Annotated in this window: 16 protein-coding genes; 13 read left to right on the forward strand and 3 right to left on the reverse strand. The window is 67.6% G+C overall.

Annotated features, from left to right (window positions below):
- Window positions 1-77: 77 nt before the first annotated feature.
- On the forward strand, window positions 78-1,379 hold the full coding sequence (locus EYZ64_RS13715) for a cytochrome P450 (protein ID WP_135453921.1): 1,302 nt from the start codon (window positions 78-80) through the stop codon (window positions 1,377-1,379).
- Here EYZ64_RS13715 and EYZ64_RS13720 read toward each other — a convergent pair.
- On the reverse strand, window positions 1,376-2,392 hold the full coding sequence (locus EYZ64_RS13720) for a ketopantoate reductase family protein (protein ID WP_135453922.1): 1,017 nt from the start codon (window positions 2,390-2,392) through the stop codon (window positions 1,376-1,378). The two genes, EYZ64_RS13715 and EYZ64_RS13720, sit on opposite strands and share 4 nt — an antisense overlap.
- On the reverse strand, window positions 2,389-3,321 hold the full coding sequence (locus EYZ64_RS13725) for a LysR family transcriptional regulator (RefSeq protein ID WP_135453923.1): 933 nt from the start codon (window positions 3,319-3,321) through the stop codon (window positions 2,389-2,391). Before EYZ64_RS13725 ends, EYZ64_RS13720 begins: the two co-directional genes overlap by 4 nt.
- A 298-nt stretch (window positions 3,322-3,619) precedes the next feature.
- Here EYZ64_RS13725 and EYZ64_RS13730 point away from each other — a divergent pair, with 298 nt between their 5' ends.
- From EYZ64_RS13730 to EYZ64_RS13740, 3 genes are read left to right on the forward strand one after another with little or no spacing between them, the layout of a single operon-like run.
- Window positions 3,620-4,573 (forward strand): TauD/TfdA dioxygenase family protein, encoded by a 954-nt coding sequence (locus tag EYZ64_RS13730; protein WP_135453924.1) that lies wholly within the window; start codon window positions 3,620-3,622, stop codon window positions 4,571-4,573.
- A complete protein-coding gene (locus tag EYZ64_RS13735) occupies window positions 4,573-5,370 on the forward strand; it encodes an NADPH-dependent oxidoreductase (RefSeq protein WP_135453925.1) in 798 nt (265 codons plus the stop codon). The genes EYZ64_RS13730 and EYZ64_RS13735 overlap by 1 nt, the downstream gene beginning before the upstream one ends.
- Before the next feature lie 50 nt (window positions 5,371-5,420).
- Window positions 5,421-6,221, forward strand: a complete 801-nt coding sequence (locus EYZ64_RS13740; protein ID WP_135453926.1) for an SDR family NAD(P)-dependent oxidoreductase — start codon at window positions 5,421-5,423, stop codon at window positions 6,219-6,221.
- 32 nt (window positions 6,222-6,253) lie between these two features.
- Here EYZ64_RS13740 and EYZ64_RS13745 read toward each other — a convergent pair whose 3' ends face one another.
- Window positions 6,254-6,751 (reverse strand): DUF1990 domain-containing protein, encoded by a 498-nt coding sequence (locus EYZ64_RS13745; RefSeq protein WP_135453927.1) that lies wholly within the window; start codon window positions 6,749-6,751, stop codon window positions 6,254-6,256.
- A gap of 31 nt (window positions 6,752-6,782) precedes the next feature.
- Here EYZ64_RS13745 and EYZ64_RS13750 point away from each other — a divergent pair, with 31 nt between their 5' ends.
- The 9 genes from EYZ64_RS13750 to pdxS all read left to right on the forward strand — a co-directional run bounded on the left by EYZ64_RS13750 (window position 6,783) and on the right by pdxS (window position 15,262).
- Entirely contained in the window at window positions 6,783-7,415 is a 633-nt protein-coding gene (locus tag EYZ64_RS13750) for a PaaI family thioesterase (protein ID WP_135453928.1), read from the forward strand.
- A complete protein-coding gene (locus tag EYZ64_RS13755; protein ID WP_135453929.1) occupies window positions 7,412-7,843 on the forward strand; it encodes a TIGR02611 family protein in 432 nt (143 codons plus the stop codon). Before EYZ64_RS13750 ends, EYZ64_RS13755 begins: the two co-directional genes overlap by 4 nt.
- Window positions 7,844-7,904: 61 nt before the next feature.
- Window positions 7,905-9,959 (forward strand): threonine--tRNA ligase, encoded by a 2,055-nt coding sequence (gene thrS, locus EYZ64_RS13760; protein WP_135453930.1) that lies wholly within the window; start codon window positions 7,905-7,907, stop codon window positions 9,957-9,959.
- A complete protein-coding gene (locus EYZ64_RS13765; protein WP_135453931.1) occupies window positions 9,956-10,546 on the forward strand; it encodes an ATP adenylyltransferase in 591 nt (196 codons plus the stop codon). Before thrS ends, EYZ64_RS13765 begins: the two co-directional genes overlap by 4 nt.
- Window positions 10,543-11,190 carry a phosphatidylinositol phosphate synthase gene (pgsA, locus tag EYZ64_RS13770; RefSeq protein WP_135459994.1) on the forward strand — a complete coding sequence of 216 codons (648 nt, stop codon included), beginning with the start codon at window positions 10,543-10,545 and terminating at the stop codon, window positions 11,188-11,190. Before EYZ64_RS13765 ends, pgsA begins: the two co-directional genes overlap by 4 nt.
- Window positions 11,187-12,095, forward strand: a complete 909-nt coding sequence (locus EYZ64_RS13775) for a phosphatidylinositol mannoside acyltransferase (protein WP_135453932.1) — start codon at window positions 11,187-11,189, stop codon at window positions 12,093-12,095. Before pgsA ends, EYZ64_RS13775 begins: the two co-directional genes overlap by 4 nt.
- A gap of 4 nt (window positions 12,096-12,099) precedes the next feature.
- Window positions 12,100-13,224 carry a glycosyltransferase family 4 protein gene (locus tag EYZ64_RS13780; RefSeq protein WP_135453933.1) on the forward strand — a complete coding sequence of 375 codons (1,125 nt, stop codon included), beginning with the start codon at window positions 12,100-12,102 and terminating at the stop codon, window positions 13,222-13,224.
- Window positions 13,225-13,226: 2 nt separating this feature from the next.
- Complete coding sequence (locus EYZ64_RS13785; RefSeq protein WP_135453934.1) at window positions 13,227-14,285, forward strand: NUDIX hydrolase; 1,059 nt, start codon at window positions 13,227-13,229, stop codon at window positions 14,283-14,285.
- Window positions 14,286-14,350: 65 nt separating this feature from the next.
- Window positions 14,351-15,262, forward strand: coding sequence for a pyridoxal 5'-phosphate synthase lyase subunit PdxS (gene pdxS, locus EYZ64_RS13790; RefSeq protein WP_135453935.1), 912 nt, complete (start codon window positions 14,351-14,353; stop codon window positions 15,260-15,262).
- The last annotated feature ends 7 nt before the right edge of the window (window positions 15,263-15,269 follow it).

Here is a 15,269-nt window from a genome sequence, read left to right on the forward strand (position 1 = left end):
GGGGGATGTCACACTGCGCATAGGCGGCGGGCCGATGATCGATGGTCCGCGTCGCCGGGAACGCGGGGAGGATCACGATGACAGCAATCACCGGCATTGCCCACCGCACCAACGGCACCGCGCCGCCGTCGGTGCCACTTGCCGAGATCGACCTCGGATCGCTCGACTTCTGGGGCCGTGACGACGATGTGCGTGACGGGGCGTTCGCCACTCTCCGTCACGACGCGCCGATCTCATTTTTCGGGGTGGCTGATTTCGCCGGATTCCCCGCCGGTGCCGGGCACTGGGCACTGACCCGCTACGAGGACGTGCACTTCGCCAGCCGGCACCCCGAGCTGTTCAGCTCAAGCCCGACCAGCACATCACTCAACGAGGTCCCCGCCGAGATCGCCGAGTTCTTCGGGTCGATGATCACGCTGGACGACCCGCGCCACACCCGGCTGCGGTGCATCGTCAACCGGGCGTTCACGCCCAAGGTGATCGCGCGGATCGAGCAGAGCGTGCGGGACCGTGCGCATCGCCTGGTGGCGGAGATGGTCGACGCACATCCGGATGGCACCGCGGACTTCGTCGAGGAGGTGGCTTCGCCACTGCCGCTACAGATCATCTGCGACATGATGGGCGTTCCGGAAGAAGATCAGGCCAAGCTCTTCCACTGGACCTCGGTCATCATGGGGGCCGGCGACGACGAGGTGTCCACCGATGACTTCGGCGCCTATCTACAGGTCGCCACCGAATTGGCCAGTTACGGCGTCGCATTGGCCGAACAGCGCCGCGACCATCCCGCCGACGATCTGACGACCAGTCTGGTTCAGGCCGAAGTTGACGGAGAACGATTGTCGTCCAACGAGATCGCATCATTCTTCATCCTGCTGACGGCCGCGGGCAACGACACGACCCGCAACGCGATCAGTCACGGGATGGTGGCGCTGAGCCGCTATCCCGACGAACGTGCCAGGTGGTGGAACGACTTCGACCGGGTGACGCCGACGGCAGTCGAGGAGATCGTGCGGTGGGCGTCACCGATCATCTTCATGCGGCGCACCGTCACCCAGGACGTGGAGCGCAGTGGCGTTCAGATGAAGGCGGGCGACAAAGTCTCGATGTGGTACAACTCGGCCAATCGTGACGAGCGGACTTTCGCCGACCCATGGCGGTTCGATGTGCTGCGAGACCTCAATCCTCATGTCGGATATGGCGGCGGCGGAGTGCACTTCTGCCTGGGGGCCAACCTCGCTCGGCGGGAGATCCGGGTGGCCTTTGACGAACTGCGTCGCCAGGTTCCCGACATCGTGGCGATCGGTGAACCCGCCATCCTGAGGTCGGCGTTTGTGCACGGTGTCAAACACCTTCCGGTTGCGTGGACGGCGGCTGCTTAGGGCGCGACGACCGGGACGTCTTGGCTGCGCGGCGGACTCGCGGCGGCCCCGAGCTTCTTGAGCGCTGCGGCCGCGTCGAGGGAACGCACGGGACGGCCCACCCGCGCATGTTCGGCGGTCACCCGCTGGATCAGCTCGTTGACGGGTGCGCGCAGACCGTGCAGGCGGGCCTGAAGCACGATTTCACCGTTGAACCAGTCGGTTTCGACCTGGGTGTGGCCACGGGCGACGCTCTGCCAGGTCGAGCTCAAGTAGTCGTCGTTAACCCGGCCTTGCAGCAGATCCCCGCGGCGTAGTGCGTCGTGTTCGGCGGTGACGAACGCGATCCCGGCCGCGGTGAGCACGTGTTCGGCCTCCGCACGGGCGCGGGCGATCAGCTCGTCGGCATCGGGCCCCGGACGGTAGGCCGCGATCACGCCGTTGCCGAGATTGGCGATCAGCTTGCGGTGTTTCCACGCCGCGATGTCATCGCGGACCTGCGAATGGAACCGGGACTTGCTCAGTGTGGCGGCGATCTGTCCGGCAAGCCCGTCCTGTCCGGCGGGGTAGCGGCCGACATCGAGGATCCCCGCCACCGGATGGCTCTGTTGGATGACCACACCGGGTTCGAGGTGCGCCGCCGGGAGCATCACCGTGACGCCGTACACGTTGGCGAATCTCCGGAGGGCGGCAGCCTCGTTGGCCACGCCGTTCTGAGCGATGAACACGGGAGTTTCGGTAGGTGCGTACGCGCTGAGATCGTCCAGGGCCGAGGCAGTTTGGTGACTCTTGACCGCCAGTATCACCACCGGTCCGGCCGACCAGTCGACTTCGCCGGCGTCCGCCGCGGCCGGTAGCGCGACGGTGTCGGTCCCGGTCTGCGTGACCAAGGTGAGGCCGCGGGAGCGGATTGCGTCGAGATGCTCACCTCGGGCGACGGCGGTCACGTCGAACCCGGCCAGGCGCAGTTGGGCGGCGATCACGCCGCCGATCGCGCCGACTCCGTACACCACGAGTGGTCGGGATGTCGTCACGATGGGACACCCAGCGCTTCGGTTGACTGCCCGGGTAATGCCTGCTCTGCGATCGTCCGCAAGGTACGCAGGATCAGCGCGATGTTGGGATCGCGCTGCCGGCCGGCCCGGACCACGGCACTGATGGTGCGACCGCCGAGGGGGAGGGCTTCGGCGATCAGACCTTCCAGTTTGGTGGGAACGGACAGCCGGGGCACGATGGCCGACGCGACCTCGGTGGCCGCCAGCTCGCAGATGTTCTGAGCTCCGATCAACCGGTGTTTGACCTGTGGAGGGAAACCGGCGCTCTCGCACGCATGTGTGGTGGCGATGTCCAGGCCGGAGCCTTGCGGGCCGGTCACCCAGAATCCGTCGGCCAGGGCGGACAGGCCCTGCGAACGGATAAGCAGGTGTGAGTGCGTCGGCGCCAGCAGCACGAACGGCTCGAACAGCAACGGCACCGTGGTCAGTCCGCCGGTGGAGTCGGGCCCGAGGAAGTCGTACTGGCAGGTAATGGCGATATCGACCTCACTCTGGCGCAGCGAGCGCAACGCGGCCGCACTCGTGTCCTGTTGAACCTGCACACGCAGATTCGGCTCCGCGGTGCTGAGCCGCTGCATCAGAGGAATTGCCAGGGTCGGAATTCCCATGTTGAACGTTGCGATCGCGACCTGCCCTGCCACCCGGTCTCTGGTTTCGGCCACCGCGCTCATGGCTTCGTCGACCGCAGCCAGGACGCGGCGCACGTGCTCGGAGAGGACCTGGCCGCTTCGGGTGAGCCCGAGGGTTCGCCCGTCCCGGCGAAACAGGACGGCGCCGGCTTCTTCTTCCAAAACACGAAGTTGTTGGGAGACCGCAGAACTCGTGATGTTGCGGTGTTCGGCCACGGCCGTCACCGAGCCCAGGTCTGCGAGATCGGACAGCAACATCATCCGGCGTAAGTCCAGCATCTCCTACCTCCTGCGAGGTGATGATGGCAGAACGGCCGGTTGGGGCCAGGTACCGAGCGTGCGCAGTCGCGGGCCTGCCGTGGCTCTGAGCAGGGCGTTGTGCAGCGCACGTCGCAGGAATCACGGCGGTTGTAATTCTCGCGCAGCTGGGCGCTGCCCGAGATATTAAGTCGCACTGAAAGGTTCCGGTAGCCAGAGACGCTTGTTCGCATGCGCCCGCGCGCCGACTCTGATCGGAGCGAGACAGGTCAGATCGCCTCGCCAGCCCACCTTCAAGCCATCGCAAGGGAGCCCGCAGATGACGGACGTCACCGAAAAAGTCAGGGATAGAAGCCCTCTCACCGATACCGGTCTGGACATCGTGCCGGTCGCCGGCTACATCGGCGCCGAGATCCGCGGAGTCGACCTTCGCGAAGAGTTGGAAGCCTCAGTCGTGGCAGAGATCCGCGATGCCCTGCACACCTACAAGGTGATCTTCTTCCGCGGCCAGGAGATCGGCCACGCCGAACAGGTGGCCTTCGCGCGGAAGTTCGGCAAGGTGACCCCGGCCCATCCGCATGAGGAGGAAGCGCCCGAGGGGTTCCCTGAGATCCTGCCCATCGACAGCCGCCGCTACGAGCGCCATCTGGGCCGTAGGCGCACCTCGTACGACAACAGCTGGCACACCGACGTCACCGCACTGGTCAACCCGCCCGCGGCCTCGATCCTGCGGGCGCACATCCTGCCGCCCTACGGAGGTGACACCGCTTGGACCAACCTCGTTGCGGCCTACGAGAACCTGCCCGAGGATCTGCGGGAGTTCGCCGACAAGCTCGACATCAGGCACCAGTTCAACACCCGGGCGGTGGCCGGCAGTCAGCGTGACCGCAAGGTGCGTGAGGCGAACCTGGTGACCTACCACCCCGCGGTCCGGGTGCACCCCGTGACGGGGGAGCGCGCACTGTTCGTCAGCCCCGGATTCACCCGCGGTGCCCGTGAGATCCGGGGATACACGCCGACGCAGAGTGAGGCGATTCTGAAGTTGCTGTGGGAGGAGGCGACCCGCACCGAGTACACCGTTCGGTTCCGTTGGGCTCCGGGCAGTATCGCGTTCTGGGACAACCGGGCCACCGCGCACCTGGCGATCGACGACGCGGGCCACCTGGACTACGACCGGGTGCTGTACCGCGTCACGCTCGAAGGTGACGTCCCCACCGGTGTCGACGGGCGGGTGTCCGAATCGGTTTCCGGCGAACCGTTTTACGGCTCCTGATGACGGTCATCGCGCGCTATGGCGACGTCGACGCGACGCTGAAGGTCCACAACGCCACATTGGCCCTGCAGCTGGCGCACCGGTCGGTGCGCAAGTTCACCGGACAACCGGTCAGCGATGAACAGCTCTCGGCGCTGGTCGCCGCGGCCCAGTCCGCGGCGACCTCGTCGAACCTGCAGCCGTGGAGTGTGATTGCCGTCCGGGACCCTCAGCGCAAAGCCCGGCTGGCTGCCCTAGCGAACAACCAGCAGTTCATCAACGAGGCCCCGCTGTTTCTGGTCTGGGTGGCCGATCTGGGGCGGGCCCGCCGGCTCGCGCAGCGGTCAGGGGCCGCGCTGGACGGCGCGGACTACCTGGAATCCACGATCATCGGGTTCGTCGACACCGCGCTGGCCGCACAGAACGCCGTGGTGGCCGCCGAATCACAGGGACTGGGAACGGTTTTCGTCGGCGCCATCCGCAACCATCCCGAGGAGGTGGCGGCAGAGCTGGGACTGCCGCCGCACGCCGTGGCGACATTCGGGCTCGCCGTGGGGGCTCCCGATCCGACGGAGAACGCCGGGATCAAGCCGCGGCTGCCCCAGGCCGCGGTACTGCATCACGAGCAGTACAACGCGCAGGCGGCGGACTCTCATCTGCCCACCTACGACGAGCGGTTGGCGGTCTACAACACGCGTTACGGTCTGTCGGGCAGTTGGAGCGAGCGGGTGCTGAGCCGGCTGGCCGGTCCGCATTCCCTGTCCGGGCGGCACCGGCTGCGCCAGCAGCTCGAACGACTCGGCCTGCCTTCACGCTGAATTGTCACGGCCTTCACACACGGGGAAACCCGCCCCGTAGGTTGATACCCGTGGATACCCGGATCGCCGTTGTCACCGGGGCGAGTCGCGGCGCGGGCCGCGGGATCGCTGCGGCCCTGCTCGCCTCGGGTTGGCGGGTGTATGTCACCGGACGGACGGTGACCGATCCGGGGGAGGGCGGCATCGCCGTCCAACTCGACCACTCCGACGATGCTGCCGTAGCCGCGCTGTTCGAGCGGATCGGTGCGCAGGAGGGCCGGCTGGATCTTCTGGTCAACAACGCGGCGGCGGTCCACGACGACCTCGTCAACCCGAAACCCTTCTGGGAGAAGCCGATCGAGCTGGCCGATGTGCTGGATGTGGGCTTGCGTTCGGCCTATGTGGCGTCCTGGTATGCCGCGCCGCTGCTGCTGGCCGGTGACCGCGGCCTGATCGCGTTCACCTCCTCGCCCGGGTCGGTCTGCTACATGCACGGTCCGGCCTACGGAGCGCAGAAGGCCGGGGTGGACAAGATGGCCGCGGACATGGCGGTCGACTTCGCCGATACCGGGGTGTCGACGGTGTCGATCTGGATGGGCATCCTGCTGACCGAGAAGCTGAAGGCCGCCTTCGCCGGGCACCCCGACGCACTCGCGAAGACCGCCGAACATGCCGAAACCCCGGAGTTCACCGGGTATCTGATCGACGCGCTGTACCGGGATCCGGAACTGGCTCAGCTGTCCGGGCACACCGTGATCGGTGCCGAACTGGCGACCCGCTATGGCATCACCGACGAAGGAGGACGGGTGCCGCCGTCGCACCGGGGCATGCTGGGTGCGCCGCGCGAACCCAGCTCGGCCGTCGTCAGGTAGTCCGGGGGCGATGAGGCGAGAAACAGAGTGAATTAGATGCCGGTGAGATAGCGGCGCGTCACCACCCGCTGGAGCAGTCGCGTCACCGGTCCGCCCAACCGGCTCCACCACGTGGCCGGCCGGGAGAAAGCGACCACCTCGGCATGCACCGAGTCTGTCGCCGGGTCGTAGCGGACCGAGAACAACTCCTCGCCCGATTCCGGGTGGCCGGCCAGCGTGCCGTAGGCGAACCCCCGGCGGTCGGCTTCGTCGAGCACATAGACCACCCGGCAGGGCGCCGGAATGGGACCGATCCGGACCACCAGCTCGGTGTCCACCGCAGCGGTCTCGGTGGTGGCCTGCACCCGTAGGCCCGCGCCGCGCTGCATGCCCCACCGCAGCACCTCCGCGCCGGCCCGCTCGAAGCGGTCACGGCCGGTGCCGATCGCCGCCGAGGCCCGGATGTGGCGGTAACCCGGGGGCAGGTCGCCGGCCGTGGCGCCCACCTCCGGATAGGTCAACGAGCGCTGTTCCAGGTCGTGCAGTTTCACCTCACCACCATGGCACTAATACGGTGGCTTCGTGGCCCCAGAAAACGACACCGCCGGCAAGCACCCCGGGGGAGGGTTCAACCCGCCCGAGCCCACCGATCGCGGCGGCCCCGATTACGGCCGGTTCATCGAAGCGGTGCGCACCCTGCAGGACCACGCACGCAGCGCCGATGCCCCCGACGAGGTGATCACCGAGGCCGCCGACCTGATCGAGAAGGTGTCGGCGCTGCTGGCGCCGTACGAAGCCGACGAATGGAATTCACCGTCCGGTCGGCGAATGGACCTGCCCAACCGTGGCAACGTCAACAACGTGCCGGTGCATCTGGAACGGACCGCCGACAACCGGATCGCCGGGACCGCGCACTTCCGGCGTTTCCACCTCGGTCGCAACGGTGCGGTACACGGTGGCTCGCTGGCGCTGCTGTTCGATTCGCTGCTCGGCTACACCGCGGCCAAACTGACCGGCAGCATGTACCAACGCACCGCGTACCTGCACGTCAACTACCGCAAGATCGCCCCGATCGACAAAGATCTACAGGTGCAGGCGGGGATCGACCGCATCGAGGGACGCAAGATCTTCGTCGAGGGCCGCCTGCTCGACGGCGACGACGTGCTCGCCGACGCCGAGGCGTTGTTCGTCCGGCTCAAGCCGGGGCAGCCATGAGTCTCGCGACCAACCTTGCCGAGGCGAAGCGGCGCTGGACGAGTTGGCGGGAACGGCTGCGCTCGCGCCGGGCCGCCGACTTCACCTACCGGATCGTCGTCGCCGTCGTCGGCACACTCGTGCTGGCCGTCGGCATCGTGGCCATCCCGTACCCCGGTCCCGGCTGGGCGATAGTGTTCCTCGGGTTGGCGATCCTGGCCAGCGAGTTCGACTTCGCCAAGCGGGCGCTGCGTTACGTCCGGGCCCGCTATGACGCCGTGATGGCCTGGTTCGACCGCCAGCACATCGCGGTCAAGGGGGTCAGTGCGGCGTTCACCGGACTGGTGGTGGTGGGCACGCTGTGGCTGTTCGGAGTGATCGGGTGGAGCGCCGGAGTGGTCGGGCTGGAGCAGCAGTGGCTCAAGAGCCCTATCGGGCTGGGGTCCTGATCAGGCCCACCGATAGCATGACAGCGTTCGCATTAGCCCTCGCATGGTAGGAGACTCCCCGATGAGCGCCGCCCCCAGCCCAGCCCCCGCTGCCCCGATCCGGGTCGCGGCCGGGACTACCGCCGGCGCGGCGGTGCGCGAGGCGGATCTGCCCAGTCGCGGAACGCCCGACGCGATCGTCGTGGTGCGCGACGCTGACGGCCGGCTGCGCGACCTGTCCTGGGCCCCCGACACCGATGTCGAGGTGACGCCGGTGGCCGCCAACACCGAGGACGGCCGCAGCGTGATCCGGCACTCGTGCGCCCACGTGCTGGCCCAGGCCGTGCAGGACATGTTCCCGCAGGCCAAGCTGGGTATCGGGCCGCCGATCACCGACGGCTTCTACTACGACTTCGACGTCGCCGAGCCGTTCACCCCAGAGGACCTGCAAAAGCTCGAAAAGAGGATGCAGAAGATCGTCAAGGACGGTCAGCTGTTCTCCCGTCGCGTCTACGAATCCAAGGATGAGGCGCGCGAGGAACTGGCCGGTGAGCCCTACAAGCTCGAGCTGGTCGACGACAAGTCCGGCGACCCGGACGTCATGGAGGTCGGTGGCGACGAGCTCACCGCCTACGACAACCTCAACGCCCGCACCAAGGAACGGGTCTGGGGCGACCTGTGCCGCGGCCCGCACATCCCGACCACCAAGTACATCCCGGCGTTCAAGCTGACCCGTAGCAGCGCGGCCTACTGGCGCGGTAACCAGAACAACGCCAGCCTGCAGCGCGTCTACGGCACGGCTTGGGAGTCGCAGGAGGCCCTCGACAAGCACCTCGAGCTCATCGAGGAGGCGCAGCGCCGCGACCACCGCAAGCTCGGTGTCGAGCTGGACCTGTTCAGCTTCCCCGACGAGCTCGGCTCCGGCCTGCCGGTGTTCCACCCCAAGGGCGGTGTGATCCGCAAGGAACTCGAGGACTACTCGCGGCGCAAGCATTCCGAGGCAGGCTACGAGTTCGTCAACACCCCGCACATCACCAAGGAACACCTCTACATCACCTCGGGCCACCTGGAGTGGTACGCCGACGGCATGTACCCGCCGATGCACATCGACGCCGAGTACAACGAGGACGGCACGGTCCGCAAGCCGGGCCAGGACTACTACCTCAAGCCGATGAACTGCCCCATGCACCACCTGATCTACCGGGCGCGGGGCCGCTCGTACCGCGAACTCCCGTTGCGGCTCTTCGAATTCGGCTCGGTGTACCGCTACGAGAAGTCCGGCGTGGTGCACGGGTTGACCCGCGTCCGCGGCATGACCCAGGACGACGCGCACATCTACACCACGCGTGAGCAGATGCGCGACGAGCTGACCTCGCTGCTGCAGTTCGTGCTCGACCTGCTCTCGGACTACGGCCTGGACGACTACTACCTGGAGCTGTCCACCAAGGATCCCGACAAGTACGTGGGCTCCGACGAGATGTGGGACGAGGCCACCGAGACCCTGCGGTCGGTCGCCGAGGCCTCGGGCCTGGACCTGGTCCCGGATCCGGGCGGCGCCGCGTTCTACGGGCCCAAGATCTCCGTTCAGGTCAAGGACGCACTGGGCCGCAACTGGCAGATGTCGACCATCCAGCTGGACTTCAACATGCCCGATCGCTTCGAGCTGGAGTACACCGCCGCCGACGGCAGCCGGCAGCGCCCGGTGCTGATCCACCGCGCCCTGTTCGGCTCGATCGAGCGATTCTTCGGCGTGCTCACCGAGCACTACGCCGGTGCGTTCCCGGCCTGGCTGGCGCCGGTGCAGGTGGTCGGTATCCCGGTCGCCGACGCGCACCTGGACTACCTATATGACGTTGCCGCCCAACTGAAGTCACGCGGCGTGCGGGTCGAGGTCGACGGCAGTGACGACCGGATGGCGAAGAAGATCGTCAACCACACCAACCAGAAGGTGCCGTTCATGCTCCTGGCGGGTGACAAAGACATCGAAGCCGGTGCCGTCAGCTTCCGGTTCGGTGACCGCACCCAGATCAACGGTGTCCCGCGCGATGAGGCGGTGGAGGCGATCGTGAAGTGGATCGCCGACCGCAACAATGCGGTGCCGACGGCCGATCTGGTCAAGGTGGGCACCAGCGAATGACCGGGGACGAGCGGTCGATCATCGACCACGGCGGCGGAGACGCCATCATCGACCATGGCGTGGGTGAACCCGACCACTTACAGCGGTTGTGGACACCGCACCGGATGAGCTACATCGTCGATGCGGTCAAGGGCGACAACAAGATCGGCTCGGCCGGTTCGTCGCAGCCGTTCACCGACATCCCCGAGATGTCCGACGAGGACGGGCTCATGGTGGCCCGCGGTGAACTCGTGTACGCCGTGCTCAACCTCTACCCGTACAACCCGGGTCATCTCATGGTGGTGCCCTACCGCCGGGTGTCCGAGCTGGAGGACCTGACCGAAGCCGAGAGCGCCGAACTGATGGCGTTCACGCAGAAGGCGATCCGCGTCATCAAGGCCGTCTCGCGTCCGCACGGGTTCAACGTCGGCCTGAACCTCGGCATCTCGGCCGGCGGATCGCTGGCCGAGCACCTGCACATGCACGTGGTGCCGCGCTGGGGCGGCGACGCGAACTTCATCACGATCATCGGTGGCGCCAAGGTCATTCCACAGCTGCTGAGCGAGACCCGGGAGCTGCTGGCAGGAGAATGGGCCCGCCAGACGTGAGCAACCTGTTCCTGATGAGCCGGGCGGCCTACGCCAAGCTGTCGCGGCCGGTGGCCAAGGCGGCGCTGCGCGCGGGTCTGACTCCCGACATCGTCACGATCGTCGGCACCGCCGGATCGGTCACCGCCGCGTTGACCCTCTTCCCGATGGGTCAGCTGTGGTGGGGCGCGTTCGCCGTGTTCGTCTTCGTGCTCGCGGACATGCTCGACGGGGCGATGGCACGGGAACGCGGCGGCGGTACCCGGTTCGGCGCGGTGCTGGATGCGGCGTGTGACCGCATAGCCGACGGCGCGATCTTCGCCGGCCTGCTGTGGTGGGCGGCGTTCGGCCTGCACGACCCGACGCTGGTGGTGGCGATCCTCATCTGCCTGGTCACCTCACAGGTGATCTCGTACATCAAGGCCCGTGCCGAGGCCAGCGGGCTGCGCGGCGACGGCGGCATCATCGAGCGCCCGGAGCGCCTGGTGATCGTGCTGGTCGGCGCGGGGCTCTCGGGTGTGCCGTTCCTGCACATTCCATGGCTCCTGCATGTCGCGGCCTGGCTGTTGGCGGTGGCCAGCGTCATCACCGTCGCGCAGCGGATCCATGCGGTGCGCACGTCGCCGGGCGCCATGGACCTGCTGCAACCCCCGGGAGCCTCGTGAACATTCCGCTGTCCGGGCAGGTGACCGATCTGGGGTACGCGGCAGGCTGGCAGCTGGTCCGCGCGATGCCCGAACTGGTGGCACGCAACCTGTTCGACGCGGGCGCCGTCTACGCCGCCCGTGGCGGTGGGCCGCAGCAGCTGCGCAAGAACCTGGCCCGGGTGATCGGGGTGCCCCCGGCAGAGGTGCCGGACGACCTGATGCGTGCTTCACTGGCCTCGTACGCCCGGTACTGGCGGGAGGCGTTCCGGTTGCCGTCGATGGATCTGACCGCTGTGGCCAAGCGTCTCGACGAGGTGTTCGTCGGCGCGGACAAGCTGCGGGCCGCTCGCGAGGCGGGCCGCGGCGCGGTGCTGGCGTTGCCGCACAGCGGCAACTGGGACATGGCCGGGGTGTGGCTGGCCCAGCAGTTCGGCACCTTCGCCACTGTCGCCGAACGGCTCAAACCGGAATCGCTGTACCGGCGTTTCATCGACTACCGGGAGAGTCTGGGATTCGAGGTGTTCCCGCTGTCCGGTGGGGAGCGCCCGCCGTTCGAGGTGCTCTCGGAACGGTTGCAGGACAACAAGTTCGTCTGCCTGATGGCCGACCGTGACCTCACCCGCAACGGTGTGGAGGTCGACTTCTTCGGTGAACCCACCCGGATGCCCGCCGGTCCGGCCAAGTTGGCGATCGAAACCGGCGCCCCATTGCATCCGACGCACGTCCACTACGACGGGGAGGACTGCGTGGTCGAGATCTTCGACGCGCTCGACACCTCGTCGGGGGACGTGTCCGTGGTGACCCAGCAGTTGGCCGACCGCTTCGCCGAGAACATCGCCGCCCACCCGGCCGACTGGCACATGCTGCAGCCGCAATGGCTGGCCGATCTGTCCGCCGAACGTCGCGCCCGGTTAGGTACCTGAGGCCATGCGTATCGGGATGGTCTGCCCGTACTCGTTCGATGTGCCGGGCGGTGTGCAATCCCATGTGCTGCAACTGGCCGAGGTGATGCGCGCGGGCGGGCACCACGTGAGCGTCCTGGCGCCGTCGTCGCCGCACGTGAAGCTGCCCGATTACGTGGTGTCGGGCGGCAAGGCCGTCCCGATTCCGTACAACGGCTCGGTGGCCCGGCTGCGGTTCGGGCCGGCCACCCACCGGAAGGTGAAGAAGTGGATCGCCGAGGGCGACTTCGACGTGCTGCATCTGCACGAGCCCAATGCGCCCAGCCTGTCCATGCTGGCGCTGCAGGCCGCCGAGGGGCCGATCGTGGCGACGTTTCACACCTCGACGACAAAGTCGTTGACTCTCAGCGTGTTTCAGGGGATCTTGCGCCCGTTCCACGAGAAGATCGTCGGGCGCATCGCGGTGTCGGACCTGGCCCGGCGCTGGCAGATGGAGGCGCTCGGCTCTGATGCGGTCGAGATCCCCAACGGTGTCGACGTACCGTCGTTCGCGAATGCGCCTCGGCTGGAAGGGTATCCGCGACCCGGCCGCAGCGTGCTGTTCCTCGGGCGGTTCGACGAACCGCGTAAGGGCATGCCGGTACTGCTGGGCGCGCTCCCCAAACTGGTGCGCCGTTTCTCCGACATCGAGATCCTGATCGTGGGCCGCGGCGATGAAGATGCGCTGCGAGAGGAGGCCGGCGAACTCGCCGGGCACCTACGTTTCCTGGGGCAGGTCGACGACGACGCCAAGGCCGCAGCCATGCGCAGCGCCGACGTCTACTGCGCGCCCAACCTCGGCGGCGAGAGCTTCGGCATCGTGCTGGTCGAGGCGATGGCGGCCCGAACGGCCGTGGTGGCCAGTGAATTGGATGCGTTCAGCCGCGTTCTCGATCAGGGGCAGGCCGGCCGGCTGGTTCCGGTCGGCGATGCCGACGCCCTGGCCGACGCGCTGATCGAGGTGCTCGACGACGACGCGCTACGCGAGCAGTACATCGACCGGGCCACCGCGCGGGTCGCCCGCTATGACTGGTCGGTGGTGGCCGGGCAGATCATGCGGGTGTACGAGACCGTGGCCGGCGCCGGGGTCAAAGTTCAGGTGGGTGACTAGACATGCCGACCTGGATCGTGATGACGGCGCTGGCCGTCCTGGTGGTGCTGCTGCTCGTCGGCGGGTGGGCCTATCAGACCGCCAACCGGCTCGACCGGCTCCACGTGCGCTACGACCTGTCATGGCAGGCGCTCGACGGCGCGCTGGCCCGCCGGGCTGTCGTGGCCCGCGCGGTCGCAGTCGATGCCTATGCGGGAGCTCCGGCGGGCAAGCGGCTCGCGGCGCTGGCGGATGCCGCCGAGCGGGCCCCGCGTGCGGCGCGTGAAGCCGCCGAGAACGACCTGTCGGCCGCCCTGGCCGCGGTCGATCCGGCCGGGTTGCCGGTGGCGCTGGTCGCCGAACTGGCCGATGCCGAGGCCCGGGTGCTCCTGGCCCGGCGCTTCCACAACGATGCTGTCCGCGACACCCTGGCCCTGCGGGAACGCCGCGCGGTGCGGGTGCTGCGGCTGGGTGGAACGGCGGCGCTGCCGACCTATTTCGAAATCGTCGAGCGCCCGGACTCCCAGGCCGAGGTCAATCCGGTGAGCCGGCGTACCTCGGCACGCGTGGTGCTGCTCGACGAAACCGGCTCGGTGTTGCTGCTGCGCGGCAGTGACCCCGCGATCGACGATCCGGACAAACCTGCGCCGCGGTGGTGGTTCACCGTCGGTGGGGCGGTCCAGCCCGGCGAGGATCTGGCGGTTGCCGCGGCCCGCGAACTCGCCGAGGAGACCGGGCTGCGGGCGGCACCGGCCGACCTTGTCGGGCCGGTATGGCGGCGCGACGCCGTCATCGACTTCAACGCCTCGGTGATCCGCAGCGAGGAGTTCTTCTTCATCCACCGCACGGCCCGTTTCGAGCCGTCGGCAACGGGGCGCACCACCCTGGAACGGCACTACATTCACGGGCACCGCTGGTGTGATGCGACAATGATCGCCGAGTTGGTAGCCGGCGGGGAGGCCGTGTATCCGCTTCAACTGGGTGAGCTGCTGGCTCAGGCCAATGCACTGGCCGAACAGCCGGCTGCGACACTGGCGAATACGCGTGGATCTGCGCATCGCGAGCTGCAAGCCATCCGTTGAGTGCGGATTTAATGGATTTGGCGGCTCCACTAGACTGAATCAGTAGGACTTTGGAGGAGATTGCAGTGGATACCGCAGCCCAGAACGGCTCTAGCAACCAGACCGGTACCGCGCGCGTGAAGCGCGGGATGGCCGAGATGCTCAAGGGCGGCGTGATCATGGACGTCGTCACCCCCGAGCAGGCGAAGATCGCCGAGGGCGCGGGTGCCGTCGCCGTCATGGCCCTGGAACGGGTACCTGCCGACATCCGTGCCCAGGGCGGGGTGTCGCGCATGTCGGATCCGGACATGATCGAGGGGATCATCGCCGCGGTCACCATCCCGGTGATGGCCAAGGCGCGCATCGGGCATTTCGTCGAGGCGCAGATCCTGCAGAGCCTGGGTGTGGACTACATCGACGAGTCCGAGGTGCTGACCCCGGCCGATTACGCGAACCACATCGACAAGTGGAAGTTCACCGTGCCGTTCGTGTGCGGGGCGACCAACCTGGGTGAGGCCTTGCGCCGGATCACCGAGGGTGCGGCGATGATCCGCTCCAAGGGTGAGGCCGGTACCGGCGACGTCTCAAACGCCACCACCCACATGCGCCAGATCGGCGGCGAGATCCGTCGGCTGACCTCGATGTCCGAGGACGAGCTGTATGTCGCGGCCAAGGAATTGCAGGCGCCGTATGACCTGGTGGCCGAGGTGGCCCGGGCCGGCAAGCTGCCGGTGACGATGTTCACCGCGGGTGGTATCGCCACCCCTGCGGATGCGGCGATGATGATGCAGCTCGGCGCCGAGGGCGTGTTCGTGGGTTCGGGCATTTTCAAGTCGGGCAACCCGGCCCAGCGTGCCGCGGCGATCGTGAAGGCCACCACGTTCTACGACGATCCCGATGTGCTGGCCAAGGTGTCGCGCGGTCTGGGTGAGGCCATGGTCGGTATCAATGTCGAGGAGATCGCCCAGCCGCACCGGCTCGCCGAACGCGGCTGGTAAACAGCTC

This window comes from Mycobacterium sp. DL99, assembly GCF_004762045.1.
Taxonomy (GTDB): Bacteria; Actinomycetota; Actinomycetes; order Mycobacteriales; family Mycobacteriaceae; genus Mycobacterium.